Origin of the sequence: Sporanaerobacter sp. PP17-6a (assembly GCF_900095615.1) — a bacterium.
Taxonomy (GTDB): domain Bacteria; phylum Bacillota; class Clostridia; order Tissierellales; family Acidilutibacteraceae; genus Acidilutibacter; species Acidilutibacter cellobiosedens.
In genome coordinates, this window is record NZ_FMIF01000032.1 from 1 (window position 1) to 17,285 (window position 17,285).

Here is a 17,285-nt window from a genome sequence, read left to right on the forward strand (position 1 = left end):
ATTGGTCCTTGCGCTCCTACCGGACCTTGTGGTCCTACTGGTCCTTGTGGACCTTGTATTCCTTGCGGACCCGTTATTCCTGCTGGTCCTTGTGGACCTATTGGTCCTTGCGGTCCTTGCGCTCCCGTTGCTCCTGCTGGACCTTGCGGGCCCTGTGGTCCCTGCGCTCCTGTTGCTCCTGCTGGTCCCTGTGGTCCCGTTGCTCCTCTTGGTCCTGGAGGTCCTTGTGGTCCTCTTGGTCCTGGAGGGCATACTATCTCTATGCATTTACAGTGATCTGGTCTTTTGCACTTACACGGATCCGGTCTTACATATTTACGCGGTTCCGATTCTACGCAATTACAATTTTGATATTCCACATACTCTCTATTTTTAGAATCTATTCGATAACCCATTAGCATCCCTTCCTTATTATTCTTTTAATCTGCATACATTGTTTAAAATAAACTATATTCATTTCTCGGTATAAATTATGTAAAGTTCACAAATTTGTTACACCATTTCTACCTTACGTCCAAAATTTTTATATATAAAATAAGAAAGCCTTTCTTGAAACACACTTTACGGAAAATTTATATTTAAGGTAAAATATATCTTTACCATGGGCCATAAAAACAAATTTTATTTAAAATTGTTGTGTAACATTATTTTATATGTTTAATATATTATAATTAGAAAAGCAGATAAGCAAATAAATATATAAGAAAGGTTAATTTAGAAGAAAGGGGTTATATATATGAATAGAATTCAAGGTCCTGTTAATAAAAATCCAGGAAGCAAATTTTACTTTTATCCTACAGAATGTTGTGAGGAGCCTAAGCCATGTAAATGTCAAGAACCTCATCAAACAACATTTAATTGTGCAAACGTATCAGGTGCAACTTCTATACCAATAATAAATATTTTAGATTCTACACCTGTTCCCAAAACTTTGGGTACCGTTTCTATAGATTTAGAGTGTTTTGATAAACCAAAAGTAAAATTAAGCTTTTCAGCACTGGTTAGTTTTGGAACAGCAATTGCTCTTGGTTTCACTCTAACTTTCAGAGTATTTAAACGATGTGGAAACGTTCCGGAAACAGAAATTTATACCTTCGACTTATTCCAAGGAGTTGCAGTAGCTATAGGAAGTACTATACCAGTAAACTTTGAAGTATGTGACGGTGATTTTTGCGGCAGTGATTGCTGCACATATAGAGTATCTGTAGAAGGATCTTCATTGTTAGCAGCAGTTGTTGGAACGTTTAATGTTACTAATGGAGTATTAACTGTTTTGGCAACTGAGCATTGTTAATTACTACTATTAGAAAATTTAATTAATATAGCATTAATCGTATTAAAAACAGATAGGTGAATATATTAACTATTAGCATGGTTATCTAATTATAAAAAGGTGAATTTTCTACAATTATAGAAAATCCACCTTTTTTATAATTCAGATGAAAATCGTGTTTTCCTTAATTCATTCCTCAATTGAACCTTTTAAGTTTATTTCTCCGGCAACATCTCTCATCCCTTTAATTGTTTCTTCTATCATAAAATCTAAATCCATACCAAGAAGTTCTGCTCCTCTTTTTATTGTCTCTCTGTCAACTCCTGCAGCAAAACTCTTTTGCTTCCATTTTTTCTTTACCGATTTTACTTCTAAATCCATAACACTCTTACTTGGTCTTAAAAGGGCCGTAGCCGTTATCAAACCAGTTAATTCATCTATGGTATATAATACTTTTTCCATCCTTTCTTCGGGTTTTATATCAACGCAGATATCCCAGCCATGGCTTTGTATTGCTCTAATATAATCTTCGGGCCAATTTCTTTCAGTCAATATTTCTTTAACCTTTATACAATGCTTATCAGGGTACATCTCATAATCCAAATCATGAACCAATCCTATAATTCCCCATTTATTTTTATCTTCACCAAATAGCTCTGCAAAATGAACCATTACGGCTTCGACTGCCAGTCCATGATGTATTAAACTCTCCCCCTTGTTATATTCTTTTAATAATTCAAAAGCTTCCTGCCTTGTTGGTATATGCTTTTCCATATAATAACCTTCCTTCTTATTAAAATAAATCTTTGTACAATTCTATCACAAAAGCTACGATAATGTAAGAGCGTGAAATTAAACATACCTTCTAAATTCTGCAGGATTTAATCTTTGAAATTCTCCTTTCTTCTACCTCTTCTACTTTAAATACAATATTATCCAGCTCTATGGCCGTTTTATCCTCAAAAGATGGAATCTTCCCTATTTGCCCGATAATATATCCACTCAATGTTTCATACTTCTCGGTAGGCAACTTTATATTCATTATATCTTCAACTTTATCCAAACTTATAGTTCCATCAAACATATAAGTATTTTCATCTAATTTCTCATATTCGACTTTCTCCTCTTCGTCATATTCATCTAAAATGCTTCCCACAATTTCCTCCAATAAATCTTCCATAGTCACTATTCCCGAAGTACCGCCATATTCATCAATAACGATAGCCATATGAACTTTGTTTTGCCTTAACTCCTTGAATAACGCACTTACATTTTTAAACTCAGGGACAAAGTATGGTTCTCTCATTATATCTTTTACATCAAAATCCTTGTGAATGTCTTCTTTAACTAATTTCATTAAATCTTTAGCATGAAGAACTCCCACAATATCATCAATAGATTCCTCATAAACAGGTATTCGTGAAAAACCTTCTTCAGTTATTAAATCTACTATTTTATCCAGCTCCGAATCGATAGGTACGGCTAATACATCCATTCTGTGAGTCATGACATCAGAAACGAATTTATCATCGAAATCAAAAATATTATTTATGACTTCTCTTTCATCTTCTTGGATGGCTCCACTTTCTTCTCCTTCATCTACCATCATTCTAATTTCTTCCTCAGTTATATTATCTTCAGCAGCATTAGGATCTCCGCCTAAAATCTTTATAAAAGTATTGGTAGAAAAACTTAGAAATTTCACGAAAGGAAATGCTATAAATGATAGAACAGTTAAAGGTCCTACAGCAAATCTTGATATCTTCTCCGGTTTTTGCAAAGCAAATTTTTTAGGAACTAATTCACCTATGACTAAAGTAAAATATGATAAAATTATTGTAATAACAATAACCGCCATTGGCTTTAATACGGCTGAAGGTATAGGCAAACCAGTTCTTTCTACAGCAATAGCAAGTTTATCAGCGAAAGTGTCCGCTGCAAATGCACTTGATAAAAGGTTTGCCAAAGTTATGCCTATTTGAATAGTAGCAAGAAATTTCTCAGGATCTTTTATAAAATTATTAATAAGGATAGCTTTTTTATCTCCATTCTCAGCCATAATCCTTATTTTATTATTATTTAAAGATAGTACCGCAATCTCTGAAGCAGCAAAAAAGGCATTAAATAAAATTAGTATAAATAAAAACACAATTTGAGTAAACAAACAAATTCAACCTCCTCAAAAATTTAAATAAAACAAAAAAGACAAAAACTCCCTCGATTTTCTATTTTAATTCAAGGAATTTATTGTCTCTGTTTAAAAAATGTCTGCCTTTTTCTGCTTTTTACTATCCGACACAAACAACTGTCAGGGTTGTCATCCATTTGATTAATTTCACCTCCCAAAATAATACTGCTTAATTAAAAATTATATCAGAATATATTCACAATGTAAATAATATAAAAAACAGTCTATCCATTCTTCATTTATTACTTCTAATATATTCCTTCCATTCTTTACTATAAACAAAAAATTATAAAATAGTTGTATTTATCATTGAACTATTATTTATATACCAATATATCCATAAGTATAATATCCGAATCTTCTTTTCCGATAATTGCAATACTCATGTTCTCCTTATCTTTAATATTCAATAATATTGTATCTCCCGATTCGAGAATATAATTTTCTTCTTCCGAAACTTTAATATTTATCTTACCCCATACACAATATACTGCCTTAGTATATTGAAAAAACTTTTTATCTTTTAGAGGAAATAAACAAAAATAATCTTGATTCTTATTAATATGAGCTGAATCTAACTTTCCCTTACATTCATCAGTAAACATTAAGTTAAAATCTCTTACCTTTCCCCAACTTTTTGTTTCCCAATCTCCTTCAAAAGAATCCTGCTGAAAAGGATAGAGAATACAACTATGATGTCCTAAATGTTCTAACTTCAGCTTTCCTTCAATTATCATTATAATTCTATGAATTTCAGGAAGTTTGGTAAAGGTAGATTCTTCTATATTTACCTCTGCCGAGCTTAACCTCCATTTAAAATCTCTTTCCTCATATTTAGCTTCCTTGGGATAAATAGCTAATTGAGTAGTAGTTCCTCCTGACCATTTACTAATTTTATATTGCTCTTTTTTTATTATCTCGGCTTTTAAAGCCATATTAAAATCTCCCTTATCAAATTATCTATAGCTTTATTTCTGAATGTTAATATCCTTATATCTAAAAAATTGTCCCCTTAAATTTTATTATTATTTCTTATCTTTTTATTCCTTCTGATTATTTCCTTCTTATATTTTAATTCGGCTTTTCTGTCCATTTTTCTTTTAATGAATTCTGCTTCTTTTTTTAATTTGTTATAGTTGTCAAGTCTTGACTTAGAAATAACCCCTTCTTCTATAGCTTTTACAACTGCACAACCCGGCTCCTTATCATGCTTACAATCGGAAAACCTACAGTGTTTGGATATTTCCGTTATATCGGAAAAGGCATCTTCAATACTTTCTTCTTCATCTAAAAGCTGTATTTCTCTCATTCCCGGAGTGTCTATAACAACTCCTCCTTCCGGAAGAAGAATAAGCTCCCTATGAGTAGTAGTATGCTTTCCTCTATCATCAGACTCCCTTATTTCGTTTGTTTTTAATCTGTCTTGGCCTAACAATAAATTAATGAGACTTGATTTTCCCACTCCGGAAGAACCTATAAATACTACGGTTTTCCCAAAAGTTAAATATTTCTTCAACTCTTCCAGACCTTCATATGTTAATGAACTGACATGTATTATATCTATTCCGATGGCTACTTTTTCAACTTCCGTAAGTTTCTCCGAAATATCTTCGCACAAATCGGATTTGGTCAGAACCACCACAGGAGTTCCGCCGCTGTTCCATGCAATGCTTATATATCTTTCAAGCTTTCTTAAATTAAAATCCTGATTCAATGACATGCAGATAAATATTATATCTATATTCGAAGCGATAATCTGTTCATCTATATCGGTTCCGGCAACTTTCCTGGAAAGTTTACTTTTTCTTTGAAGTATTCCATGAATGGCCGCATTTCCTCTGTCCGATCTATCTCTGTCCAATACCACCCAATCTCCCACTGCCGGATAATCATTCCTATCCACAGCTTCAAAAGAAATTTTCCCCGATATCTGTGATAAAATTATGTCATTTTCGGTTATAACCTTATACATTCCCTTATATTCTGTGATAACTCTTCCTATATATCCATCCTTATAATACTGTTTAAATTCTTCAATTATTTCTTCATTCAATCCTAATTCAAACAAATTGTTATTCAATTTATTACCCCCAGTTATTATTTTGGGCATAAAAATACCCTGTGAAACAGCATAAAAAATTATATCCTGCCCCAGGGAGTAATAAAAATCATTTTATATGAAATTAAATCAACATCCCAAGAGCAGTGTTATTAAAATTAAAATATATTCTCATCATCATAAGACACCACTCCTTTCTTTAATATAAATTTAAAATATCATAAAATTTAAATACTGTCAATTATTAAAATTAATAAAATACTTGAATATCCATTAAATAATCTTATTTAATCTTCAACAGGATATTTATCTCCATGTTTTGTAAATGAAATTTTGCTGGATCTCCTTCAAGTTTTCCCGATAAACTCCTGATTATATATTTGATTTTAAAATCATCATTTTCATCCGTAAAGGTCATTTCGGCTGGATCGATGGATTTTCCCTCAGTATTTTTATTGTTTTCATATATTGTCCGGCCGTATTCATTTAAATCCTTAGTGTACATGACTTTGCCGTTTCTGACAAGGCTAAATGCAAAGGAATTTATATCATATTCCGCCCGAATGCCTTCGATCTCAAGGGATTTTCTGTATAAAGAATTTGAATCCATAAAATAATCATAATCTTTTACATCTATGGCTCCCTCGTTTTCATAGCTGCTGTAATACAGATATTCACCTCTTCCGTCGGAAGCTTTTTTAACATATGAAAATCCCAGTACCTCATCCATATCTCCCATAGCAAAGCCTGACGGAAGGTATTTTATATCCTCAAGGCTGTGATTATCTTCAAAATAATCCAATATACTGCTGATTTCGGCTCTGTCATCCGCAGAAATACTTTCTTGTGATTTCACAATATTTCCGTCTTCGATCATATTGTTTTTCTCCAATATGTGAACAAATCTTCGGTTTTGACTGTATTTGGATACGGAAAAACCGCTTAAAGGCCCAAAAATAGAATTCAAAACTATTACGGAGAAAGTAACGGGAATTATAATATTTCTTTTCTCCTTTGCAAATATAAAATACAGCATTATAGCCGATACCCATATTCCCAGCACCAACACATAATATCTGTTTTCAGTAATTCCATAAGCTCTCACTCTTATTCCCATAGAAACAAACATCATTATAAGAATCGGAAGAATAATTTTAGGAAACCAATTTATAAAATATTTTGCCCAGTTGTTATCAACTTTTAAGGGATATATCAAAAATATAACCCCTATGCTTAAAGTAGTATACCACAAAACCAAATTCGACACCAAACCTATAGGCCACTGCTGGGTTAAAACTATCTTCCCAAAATATACATATAATATTAAAGTGTATATAAGAATTAAAGGAATTACTATATATAATAAAAGTATTTTAAGTCCTTTAGAATATTTCTCATCGGAAAACTTAGAACTTATTAAAGGAATTTTTGCAAGAAAATATGGTACGGAAAATAGTCCTGCTATAATAACAAATGCATAATAATATATTTTCCCCTCTATATTAACGGAAAACAATTTTGATACGGAAAAAAGTATCAGAGAAATTCCGGCAAACAGTACAAAAGAGTAAATAAGAGTCATTAAAAATGAAGAAAATATTTTGATTATATAATACTCATAATCTTCTCTTCTCCCGAGGCGGGGAATATATAAAAACGTGACGTACAGAAACACACTCATCCCTATATATCTTGATATGCTTACCGTTTTAAAATCTTTAAGCAGGAAGAAATAATATAACAATAAAAATATTCCTACCAAAGCAAAAAGAATTATTTGAAAAATCCCGTTGTATTTTCCCTTCTTTTCTAAAAAGAATTTCATAGATGTAAAAAGAGGAAGCCCTAAAGCTATAACCATTATTATTTGTGTAAGATTTTCCAGTTCTTCCTTCTGCCAATAAGATCTGCTTTCTTCAAGAGCTATAAGAAGTATTACTAAAACAACAGATGTAATTATAGTAACAGGAAATCTTTTAAGGCTTGCTTTTAACCCCTTTAATGTTTGATATATATTAGCTTTAATATTAATTTGTATCATCTCCTTTTTAAATATTTTATGCTATCCTTGATATAAGCGGTAGTATTCTCCCTTTTTTGATATAAGTTCTTCATGACTTCCCCTTTCTACAATTCGGCCTCCGTCAACAACCATTATTACGTCTGCACCTTTAATAGTGGAAAGCCTGTGAGCTATAATAAATGTAGTACGATTCTTCATGATTTTAAGCATTGCTTCCTGAATTTTAAACTCCGTTCTCGTGTCAATACTTGAAGTAGCTTCATCTAAGACCAGAATAGACGGGTTTGCCAAAACTGTCCTGGCTATAGCTATAAGCTGTCTTTCTCCTTGGCTTAAATTAATTCCCCCTTCTAACAGGACGGTGTCATACCCTTGAGGCATTCTATTTATAAATTGATGAGCATTAGCCATTATTGCCGCTTCTTTAATTTCTTCATCTGATGCATCTATTTTACCATATTTAATATTATCCTTTATTGTTCCTGAAAAAAGATACGTATCCTGGAGTACAATTCCAAAACATCTTCTTACGCTGTCTCTGGTATAATCCCTTATATCTTTTCCGTCTATTAATATTTCACCTTCCGTTACATCATAAAATCTTGTAAGAAGATTGACTATAGTAGTTTTCCCGGCTCCCGTAGGACCTACCAGCGCAATTGTACTTCCCCTTTCCACTTTAAAATTTATATTTTTAAGTACGGGGATTCCCTTTTTATATTCAAAACTTACGTTTTTAAACTCCACATCTCCCTTTACATCATGAAGCGTCAGGGAATTCTCTCTGTCTTCAATCTCCTCTTGTTCGTCAAGTATCTCAAAAACTCTTTCCGCTCCTGCCACGGCCGACTGAAGAGTATTAAATATATTGGCCAAATCATTAAGAGGCCTTGAAAACTGTCTGGAATAACTAAGAAAACTTGCTATTATTCCCACGGTAATAATATTTTTTACTGCCATAATTCCTCCCGATACGGCAACTACCGCAAAACCGAAATTGTTGATTACATTCATCATCGGCATAATAAATCCTGACCATATTTGAGCTTTAGTTCCCACTTCACATAATTGAGTATTTATATTCTCAAAATATCTGATTATATTATCTTCTCTATTGAAGGATTTTATTACCTGAATCCCCGATATGGACTCTTCAATATGACCATTTAAATTTCCCAGGACATCTTGTTGTTCCTTAAAAAGTATCTCAGTTTTTTTAGCAATCCCCCGTGTCAGAAATAAGACTAAAGGTACTGTAACTAATGATGCTACTGTAAGTAAAGGACTTAGTACAATCATCATTATAAGAGCGCCTAATATGTTTAGAACGCCAGACATCAGTTGAATAGTCGATTGGGATATGGTAGTACTTATATTATCAATATCATTGGTAAGCCTACTCATTATCTCACCATTACTGTGAGTATCGAAATAAAACAACGGTAATTTTTGAAGCTTTCCAAACAGCACCTTTCTCATACCCGAAACTATTCTTTGAGAAACGCCTGCCACTATCCAGCCTTGAAAAAAAATAACAACACCGTCGGTAATATATACTGATATAAGTACTAAGGCAATAATGCGTAGATTCCTAAAATCAACGGCATGAATTCCGGGAGAAATATTATCTATGGCTTTTCCTATAAGGTATGGTGCCAAAAGTCCAACTCCAACATCTATACCTACCAATAAGAATACAAATGTCAAGAGTCTCTTTTCCCCTTTAAAATATCCCCATAATCTCTTTATAGTCTCACTAAAATTCTTCGGTTTTTCAATTGGAGCCATATTTCTCGGCCCTCTATGTCCTCTTCCTGAAAGACCGATATTTTGTACTATCTTCTCGGAATTCTTATTTTCCATATTCTGCATCCTCCCTTCCCATCTGGGAGTAATATATGTCCTTATATATATCCGAATTTTTCATTAATTCCTCATGAGTTCCAATTGCCGATATCATACCATTATCAAGGACAATTATTCTGTTGGCTTCCCTAATTGTAGTAATGCGTTGAGCAATAAATATACAAGTTGTATTCTTCAAATATAATTTTAATCCTCTTCTTATTTTCCCTTCTGTAGTCATATCTACCGCACTTGTTGAATCATCTAAGATAAGAATTTTAGGCTTTTTGAGAAGAGCTCTGGCAAGAGAAATTCTCTGTTTCTGGCCTCCCGAAAGATTAACTCCCCCTTGCCCCAATTGAGTAGTATACTTTTCAGGAAAGGACATTATAAATTCATGAGCTTGAGCAATTTTAGCAGCATCTTGTACCTCTTCGACAGAGGCATTTTCATTTCCCCATTTAATATTTTCTAATATGTTTCCTGAAAAAAGCATTGTTTTCTGAGGAACAATAGCTATAATATCTCTCAGTTCCTTTAAATTCATCATATTCACATTTATTTCGTCTATTTTTAATTCTCCAGAAGTAACGTCATAGAACCGGGGAATTAAATTAATCAAACTCGTCTTTCCTGAGCCGGTAGAACCGACTATTGCCAACATCTCACCCGGATTACAGACAAAGCTGATATTTTTTAAAACAGGATTTAAGCTTCCGCTGTAAGTAAAATCCACGTTTTTAAATTCAATTTTTCCTTTTATGTTTTTAACATCTGCAGGAGAGTCGATTTCCCTTAAACTATTTTCTTGGTCAAAAACTTCTCCTATACGCTCTGCTGAAGCCTTTGCTCTTATGAACATAGTAAATACATGGGACATCATCACCAAAGAAAAAAGAATTTGAGTCATATAATTAATAAATGCTATTATCTTTCCTACCTGCATTGAACCGTTGTTAACTTTGATGCCTCCCACCCAAAGAATAACAACTATTCCTAAATTTATAACTAATGTTATTATAGGATTGAATATGGAAACTACTTTCATTCCTGTAATTGAAGCATTGGTTAAATTATCATTGGATATTTTAAATTCATCCAATTCATAAGCAAATCTGTTAAATGCCTTTACTACCCTGACTCCCGACAGGTACTCACGCATAACTTCATTTAATTTATCTAAGGCAATTTGTATTTTAACAAAAAACGGATAACTTATTCTTACATTAAGATATATTATAAAAAAGATAACAGGGATTACTCCTATAAGAATTAAAGCCATGGGAGGATTAAGAAGTACAGCCATTACAAGACTTCCTATACAGAGAATAGGCGCCTTTACAAATATCCTCATCATTCCGTGAGCAAAATTTTGAACTTGGGTTACATCATTAGTTAACCTTGTAATAAGAGTCGCCCCTTGAAATTTATTGATATTATCAAAGGAAAAGCTCTGAACTTTTTTGAATAAATCCCCTCTAAGCTCAGTACCAAATTTTTGGGATACTCTACTTGATATAATATTCCTCGTAGCAGCATTAACCGCTCCTATGACTGTTACTAAGAGCATTATTCCTCCCATATGAAATACATAGTTCAAGTTCTTAGCTGCCACTCCATTATCAATAATTTTAGACATAATAGTCGGCTGAAGAAGATCACAGATAGCCTCTAAAGTAAGAAATATCAATACTATTATATATTTTTTCCAATATATTCTTATGTACTTCTTCAGAAAATCCATAATGCTCATCTCCACATTATCTATAAAGTCCACTAAATTATAACATAGAAATATAAGTATTAACAATAATAAAAAAACATCTCCTTAATATTCTATTCTGCAACAGAGATGTTTTATTTCATACCAAACTATGAATTTTCACATTTTAATGCTACTTCAAAAGTAGTCTTGTCCTCTCCGCTGAAAGCTTTAATGCTTCCGTGATGAAGTTCTACTATGCTTTTGGAAATGGACAGTCCGAGTCCCGTTCCTCCTGTTTTTTGAGAACGGGATTTTTCAACTCTGTAAAATCTATCAAATATATATGGAAGATCCCTCTGGGAAATAATTTCTCCATAATTTACTATATCGACTATGGCTTCATTTCCATTTCGGCGAAGGTTTATATCTACATATTTTCCTTCTTTTCCATATCTTACAGCATTAATGAGCAAATTTTCAAATACTCTCACTAAAAGAGGGCCATCTGCCAATATAAATACCTTCTTTTCAGGAATATCCAATCTATATTTCATTCCCGCATCTTTAAAAATCGGAACAAACTCTTCCGCCAACTGCTCTAATAATTCACCTAAATTAATCTTTTTTAAGTCAACTTTAAGCCCTCCATAATTTAACTTTGTAAACTCAAAGAGCTCATCTATCATTTTTTTCAAATCTTTTCCTTTATTATAAGCAATATCAACATAATACCTCATAGTTATTTCATCTTTATAATCATCATTAGATATCAGTCCCAGATATCCTAATATTGACGTAAGAGGAGTCCGTAAATCATGGGACACGCTTGTAATCAATTCATTTTTGGTTTTCTCCGCATTTCTTTCTTCCTCAATAGAATTTTTTAGCTGAGAAGCCATTAAATTAATGCTTTTCGCTAATTCCCCCAGTTCATCATCGGATTTAACGGGAATATGAGATTCAAGTTGCCCCTGAGAAATAACTTTAATTTCTCTGTTAATTTCTTCAATATATTTAACCATTCTCTGCATATAGATAAAAAAGAAAAAAACAAATAGTATCGTACCGACAAAAATTACAACGGGAGTAACTCCCACACTATATTTCATAACACTTAAGGTTTGTCTTAGGAGAAGGGATCTCGGAAGGTTATAAGCTATCAGGAGTAAAAACAATACACAAAAAACAGCGGTAATGACACTCGCGAAAAAAAGAAATATTATCCTCCAACGGATACTCTTAAAAAATTTAGTTTTCAATTTTATATCCTACCCCCCATACCGTTTTTATAAACTGAGGTTGCCTTGGATTATCTTCAATCTTTTCCCTAATTTTTCTTATATGTACCATAACAGTATTGTTCCCTTCAAAATACTTTTCTTTCCATATTTCTTTGAATATTTCCTCTCCGCTAAAAACTCTTCCCGGATTTTGAGATAAAAGGGCAAGAATGTCAAATTCAATGGGAGTAAGATCTACTTTTCTACCATATACTGTCACTTCATGAGTCTTTTTATTAATTGTAAGCCCTTTTATATTTATATCATTATCATCATTTATCTCACTGTTAGGATTTAAATATATATACCTTCTTAATTGGGACTTAACCCGAGCAAGAAGTTCAAGGGGATTAAAAGGTTTCGTAAGATAGTCGTCAGCCCCTGTGGTAAGTCCCAATATCTTATCCATATCTTCAGACTTTGCACTTAGCATAAGTATGGGAATATTGTTATTTTCCCTTACTCTTCTGCATACTTCCAATCCATCCATTCCCGGCATCATAATATCTAAAACTATAAGGTGAACTCTTTCATTTTTTAATATATTTAATGCTTCCTCTCCGTTATAAGCCTTTAATACTTCATATCCATCATTAACAAGATATATTTCAATTAAATCCGATATCTCTTTCTCATCTTCCACAACCAAAATTTTCTCTTTTTTCATTCCCTCATTCCCCTTCTTCTATTAAAAAGCCTTATATTTTCAGTATATCAATAGGCTTTACCCTTTGCAATAATATTCGCTTTTTTTAAGGACTATAATGCTCTTCATTATTAATATGTCCATTTTCCTATCGATTTTTCAAATAAAATATTATTAATATACATATAACAACAATAGCGGTTTTAATAATAAACTCTAAAGTCCTCTTCATCTAATCTCCTCCCCTTTTTCTTAAATTATACTTTTAAGATATTTAAGATTTATTAATTTTTTCTTAAAATTTTATTAAATGCTTCTGAAATATTTTTCTAATGTCTGGAACCACTATTCTCATAATGCTGGGATTTTTTAAACATAATCCAATCTTTGAGCATATTCAAAACAAAAGTTAAACTCAAATCAAATTGAAAACGATACCTTTTTAAAGATATTATAAATATATAGAAACATTAAGATTCTAAATTCATAAGGGAGGTGATTTAATGAATTTTTACGAGAAATGGGGATTTGTTGAATATGGATAAAAAAATTATATCGATGCTTAACATTTTATTGAACAGTACAATTATAACTTTAAAAGAATTAGAAGAAGAAACAAATTCTTCAAAACGTCAAATTACTTATAGACTCAATAAAATCAACCATATGCTGAGAGGAATAAAAGTACCTACCATTTCTCTTAATTCGAGTAGAAATATAATTGTTCAGCAAGATACTAAAACGGCAATTAAAGAATTAATAGATAAAAATTATTCCAGAGCTACTTATTATTTCAGCAAGACTGAAAGGCTCCTATATATGTATCTCATGTTATTTATAAATATGGATTATTTGTCTATAAACCATTTTATAGATTCAATGAAAGTAAGCAGGTCTACTGTATATCTTGATTTTAAGAACTTGATCCCGGAGCTGAAAAAAGAAAATATCCAAATTAAATATAATCGTATCAGAGGATATTATTTGTCTGGGTCAGAGATGAATATAAGACGAACAATGATTAAAAGTATCAGCCAAACCTTATCAAATGGTGATAATCCAAAGGTATTTGACCTTTTTATAGATGAATATAAACTTGGCACCTTTGAATCTTCAAAAGAAATAATATCGAAACTTGTTAAGAAATACAAAATCACGTTTGTAGAAGATAGGCTTGCGGAATTTGTTTATATATTTATCTTCTTAAAATCAAGGATGGTTTCAAATCAGGATAATATTGCCAATAATCCGGATATACCAAATATCACTGTAATGAATTCTATGAAAGAATACAAATTTACTGAAGAATTATTGGAAGTCTACAATATCAAAGATAAAATTCATCCATTTGACATTATGTATATTAGTGCTTGGATTTTAGGAATATCCGTTGGAAACATCAATGAGGATACAAAAGACAGATATGTAATTTCCAAAATTGTAAACAGTATAATGATAAAATTTGAATCTATAAGCGGAATTTATTATATAAACCGCAAAAAAATATTCAAACAAATTTACTCGCATTTTAGACCTGCTTATTATAGGCTATTATTCAAACTTCCAATTTCCAATCCTCTATGTGAAAAGATAAAAGAGGAATACAAATTATTTTATAAGATTGTAAGTAATGTTATGAAAGAATTCTGCGGACTGTTTGGAGAGGAAATACCGGAAGAGGAATTGGCATATTTGACTTTGCATTGTGCCGCTATATTTTTCGACAAAAAGGATTATGAAGTTATAAAGAAAAAAACAGCTTTGATTGTTTGTTCAAACGGAGTCGGAAGTTCCGTAATCTTGTATAAGGAACTCGTGAATTTATTTCCGGAATTAAATTTTCTGCCTCCTCTTGAATCCTCCAAAATAAAGTCTGTTGTTGAGCCAATAGATATTGTATTTACTACTAATTATAATCCGGCAGTTTTAGAAATAAATGCTCCAATAATCAAAGTCAGTCCTGTTATGACTCAGAAAGAAAAATATAAACTCACCAGAGAAGTATATATTCAATTAGGTGACGTTTTTTTAAGACAACCGAAAATAGATGAAGTTATGAATATAATCAAAAAGCATACAAAAATAATTTCAGAAAGTATGCTTTCCAATGAATTGTTATCCTACTTTACACAAACAGACACTTTTACGTTTAAAGGAGATGAAGGACTCATGCTAAGTGACCTTACTAATGAAAAGCTAATCAAACTAAGAATACCTGCCAAGGATTTAGAGGAGGCCATCAGAAAATCAGCTTCTGTATTACTTGAAAATGGCAAGATAACTGAAAATTATATAGATGCAATGGTAAATGCCGCAAAATTATCTCCCTATATGGTTATTACAAAACATGTCGCCCTGCCTCATGCAAGGCCGGAAACAGGTGCAAAAGAAATTGCAATAGGCATTACCACACTTCAAGAACCTATTAAATTTGGAAACAAGGATAATGATCCTGTGAAATATATTTTCTGTCTCAGTGCCGTAGATAATAACAGTCATATCCGTACAATGTCAGAATTGGTAGAACTGCTCGAAAATAACGGATTTTATGATGTATTGGACAAAGCTGTCAATCCAAAAGAAATTATGGATTATATAAAAAAATACGAATCAGATAAGGAGGGGAAATAATGTATAAAGCTTTAATTTGCTGTAGGGCTGGAATGGGTTCAAGCATGCTTCTTAAAATCAAAGTTGATCAAGTAATCAGTGAAAATGATTTTAAAATCAAAACCGAACACGGAAATTTAGATTCACTAATCGGATTTAACGGGGACTTAGTAATTATGATGGAAGACCTTATGGATGAACTTAAGGATAAAGTCCCATATGCAATCGGCATCCGTAATATTATGGATAAAGAAGAAATCAAGCAAAAACTTAAGAAATTCATAGCTGCAAATAGTAAATAATCAATTTTATAAAGAGGGAGAGTGTATATCTATGATAAATGCAATTTTAGCTCAGACCAGAAATACGGCTTTAATTGTCGGCAGTATTGCCCTTATAGGTCTCTTATTACAAAAAAAGTCTGCTAAGGATGTAATTTCGGGAACAGTAAAAACAATCATCGGATTTATGATTTTTAACATTGGTTCAGGAGCAATTTCAACAATTGTAACTAATTTTACTACATTGTTTAATGCGGGTTTTGGTATTGACGGAGTAACCACTCAAGTAGAAGTTGCCACAGGTATGGCGCTTAATACTTACGGAACCGAGGTAGCACTGTTAATGTTGGTTGGTTTCGTTGCCAACCTATTAATTGCAAAGTTTACACGTTTCAAAGCAATCTTCTTAACCGGACAGCATTTTCTTTATTTTGCATGTGTACTTGCATTGATATTCATTGCTAACAATTTGCCTATAATTGTAACAATAATCATTGGAGGTATTATTTTAGGATTTTGTGGTGCCGCACTTCCTACAATATGCCAACCATTTATGAATAAAATTACGGGTTCGGATAATTTAGCAATGGGACACTTCAACTGTATAGGATATGCATTATCGGGATATATCGGAAAATTTATTGGAAAATTCAGTAAATCCAAAAAAAATTCAGACTCAAGCAACATTGAATTGCCTCAATGGTTTGAACTCTTTCGTGATTTCGTTTTCTCAGTGGCATTATTTATGGTTGTATTGTTCTATGTTGCAGTCATAGCATGTGCTGCCAATGGACAATTATCATTGGTTCGGGAAATGTCCGGAAATGATCTATGGTTCATCTATCCATTGCTTCAAGGTGTTCAATTTGCTGCCGGTATGAGTGTATTAATCTATGGCGTTCGTCAATTTATAGCTGAAATTACGGCTGCATTCGTTGCAATTTCGGAAAAATATATTCCAAACTCAAAACCGGCCGTTGACTGCCCTGCTATCTTCCCATTTGCTCCTACCGCAGTATTAGTAGGATTTATAGGTTCATTCATGGGCGGATTATTCGGTATGTTACTTATGGTACTCTTTAAGAGTTCGGTTATTATGATACCAGCTGCAGGCATCTGCTTCTTCTCAGGCGGAACTTGCGGTGTCTTCGGCAACGCTTACGGTGGATGGAAAGGTGCCCTGTTTGGCTCATTCATAGTCGGAATTGGTCTTGTCGTTTTACCATTAATTCTCTATCCGGTATTTGCCGATTTAGGTATTGCCGGTGCTTCGTTCCCTAACGTGGACTACAACATCGTTGGTTCTATTATCAACTGGATATTTGGTCTATTCCGCTAATGTTAAATTTACATTAATTTAAGTAGAGCTTACCTA

Annotated in this window: 14 protein-coding genes; 4 read left to right on the top strand and 10 right to left on the bottom strand. The window is 32.6% G+C overall.

Features of this window, described 5'->3' with window-relative positions:
- Positions 1-395 (bottom strand): collagen-like protein (locus PP176A_RS12440; RefSeq protein ID WP_200796155.1); only part of this gene is annotated, 395 nt, incomplete at its 3' end.
- Positions 396-736: 341 nt separating this feature from the next.
- Between PP176A_RS12440 and PP176A_RS12445 the strand changes: the two genes are divergently transcribed.
- Positions 737-1,294 (top strand): DUF4489 domain-containing protein, encoded by a 558-nt coding sequence (locus PP176A_RS12445; RefSeq protein WP_071140810.1) that lies wholly within the window; start codon positions 737-739, stop codon positions 1,292-1,294.
- Between the two features lie 168 nt (positions 1,295-1,462).
- Here the strand turns inward: PP176A_RS12445 and PP176A_RS12450 are convergent, their stop codons facing one another.
- The 9 genes from PP176A_RS12450 to PP176A_RS12490 all read right to left on the bottom strand — a co-directional run bounded on the left by PP176A_RS12450 (position 1,463) and on the right by PP176A_RS12490 (position 13,040).
- A complete protein-coding gene (locus PP176A_RS12450) occupies positions 1,463-2,047 on the bottom strand; it encodes a hydrolase (RefSeq protein ID WP_071140811.1) in 585 nt (194 codons plus the stop codon).
- Between the two features lie 91 nt (positions 2,048-2,138).
- Complete coding sequence (locus PP176A_RS12455; protein WP_071140812.1) at positions 2,139-3,437, bottom strand: hemolysin family protein; 1,299 nt, start codon at positions 3,435-3,437, stop codon at positions 2,139-2,141.
- A 341-nt stretch (positions 3,438-3,778) separates the two neighbouring features.
- Entirely contained in the window at positions 3,779-4,396 is a 618-nt protein-coding gene (locus PP176A_RS12460) for a HutD/Ves family protein (protein WP_071140813.1), read from the bottom strand.
- A gap of 77 nt (positions 4,397-4,473) precedes the next feature.
- The gene (gene rsgA, locus PP176A_RS12465) at positions 4,474-5,541 is read right to left on the bottom strand and encodes a ribosome small subunit-dependent GTPase A (protein WP_200796156.1); all 1,068 of its coding nucleotides are present in this window, start codon (positions 5,539-5,541) and stop codon (positions 4,474-4,476) included.
- Between the two features lie 262 nt (positions 5,542-5,803).
- Entirely contained in the window at positions 5,804-7,561 is a 1,758-nt protein-coding gene (locus PP176A_RS12470; RefSeq protein ID WP_071140815.1) for a DUF4153 domain-containing protein, read from the bottom strand.
- 21 nt (positions 7,562-7,582) lie between these two features.
- Positions 7,583-9,406: an ABC transporter ATP-binding protein gene (locus PP176A_RS12475; RefSeq protein ID WP_071140816.1), complete on the bottom strand. Its 1,824-nt coding sequence runs from the start codon at positions 9,404-9,406 to the stop codon at positions 7,583-7,585.
- On the bottom strand, positions 9,396-11,132 hold the full coding sequence (locus tag PP176A_RS12480) for an ABC transporter ATP-binding protein (protein ID WP_071140817.1): 1,737 nt from the start codon (positions 11,130-11,132) through the stop codon (positions 9,396-9,398). Before PP176A_RS12480 ends, PP176A_RS12475 begins: the two co-directional genes overlap by 11 nt.
- Positions 11,133-11,260: 128 nt before the next feature.
- Positions 11,261-12,352 (bottom strand): sensor histidine kinase, encoded by a 1,092-nt coding sequence (locus tag PP176A_RS12485; protein WP_071140818.1) that lies wholly within the window; start codon positions 12,350-12,352, stop codon positions 11,261-11,263.
- A complete protein-coding gene (locus PP176A_RS12490; RefSeq protein WP_071140819.1) occupies positions 12,342-13,040 on the bottom strand; it encodes a response regulator transcription factor in 699 nt (232 codons plus the stop codon). Before PP176A_RS12490 ends, PP176A_RS12485 begins: the two co-directional genes overlap by 11 nt.
- A gap of 516 nt (positions 13,041-13,556) precedes the next feature.
- Here PP176A_RS12490 and PP176A_RS12495 point away from each other — a divergent pair.
- Genes PP176A_RS12495 through PP176A_RS12505 form a run of 3 tightly spaced genes read left to right on the top strand, consistent with a single transcriptional unit; the run spans position 13,557 to position 17,249 of the window.
- Complete coding sequence (locus PP176A_RS12495) at positions 13,557-15,650, top strand: BglG family transcription antiterminator (protein ID WP_071140820.1); 2,094 nt, start codon at positions 13,557-13,559, stop codon at positions 15,648-15,650.
- Complete coding sequence (locus PP176A_RS12500) at positions 15,650-15,931, top strand: PTS sugar transporter subunit IIB (RefSeq protein WP_071140821.1); 282 nt, start codon at positions 15,650-15,652, stop codon at positions 15,929-15,931. Before PP176A_RS12495 ends, PP176A_RS12500 begins: the two co-directional genes overlap by 1 nt.
- A 31-nt stretch (positions 15,932-15,962) precedes the next feature.
- A complete protein-coding gene (locus PP176A_RS12505) occupies positions 15,963-17,249 on the top strand; it encodes a PTS ascorbate transporter subunit IIC (RefSeq protein ID WP_071140822.1) in 1,287 nt (428 codons plus the stop codon).
- The last annotated feature ends 36 nt before the right edge of the window (positions 17,250-17,285 follow it).

Bases quoted from the DNA above. Each gene is read 5' to 3' on its own strand.
- PP176A_RS12445 (WP_071140810.1), top strand. From the start codon at position 737: ATGAATAGAATTCAAGGTCCTGTTAATAAAAATCCAGGAAGCAAATTT.
- PP176A_RS12450 (WP_071140811.1), bottom strand. From the start codon at position 2,047: ATGGAAAAGCATATACCAACAAGGCAGGAAGCTTTTGAATTATTAAAA.
- PP176A_RS12460 (WP_071140813.1), bottom strand. From the start codon at position 4,396: ATGGCTTTAAAAGCCGAGATAATAAAAAAAGAGCAATATAAAATTAGT.
- PP176A_RS12470 (WP_071140815.1), bottom strand. From the start codon at position 7,561: ATGATACAAATTAATATTAAAGCTAATATATATCAAACATTAAAGGGG.
- PP176A_RS12475 (WP_071140816.1), bottom strand. From the start codon at position 9,406: ATGGAAAATAAGAATTCCGAGAAGATAGTACAAAATATCGGTCTTTCA.
- PP176A_RS12480 (WP_071140817.1), bottom strand. From the start codon at position 11,132: ATGGATTTTCTGAAGAAGTACATAAGAATATATTGGAAAAAATATATA.
- PP176A_RS12490 (WP_071140819.1), bottom strand. From the start codon at position 13,040: ATGAAAAAAGAGAAAATTTTGGTTGTGGAAGATGAGAAAGAGATATCG.
- PP176A_RS12495 (WP_071140820.1), top strand. From the start codon at position 13,557: ATGGATAAAAAAATTATATCGATGCTTAACATTTTATTGAACAGTACA.
- PP176A_RS12500 (WP_071140821.1), top strand. From the start codon at position 15,650: ATGTATAAAGCTTTAATTTGCTGTAGGGCTGGAATGGGTTCAAGCATG.
- PP176A_RS12505 (WP_071140822.1), top strand. From the start codon at position 15,963: ATGATAAATGCAATTTTAGCTCAGACCAGAAATACGGCTTTAATTGTC.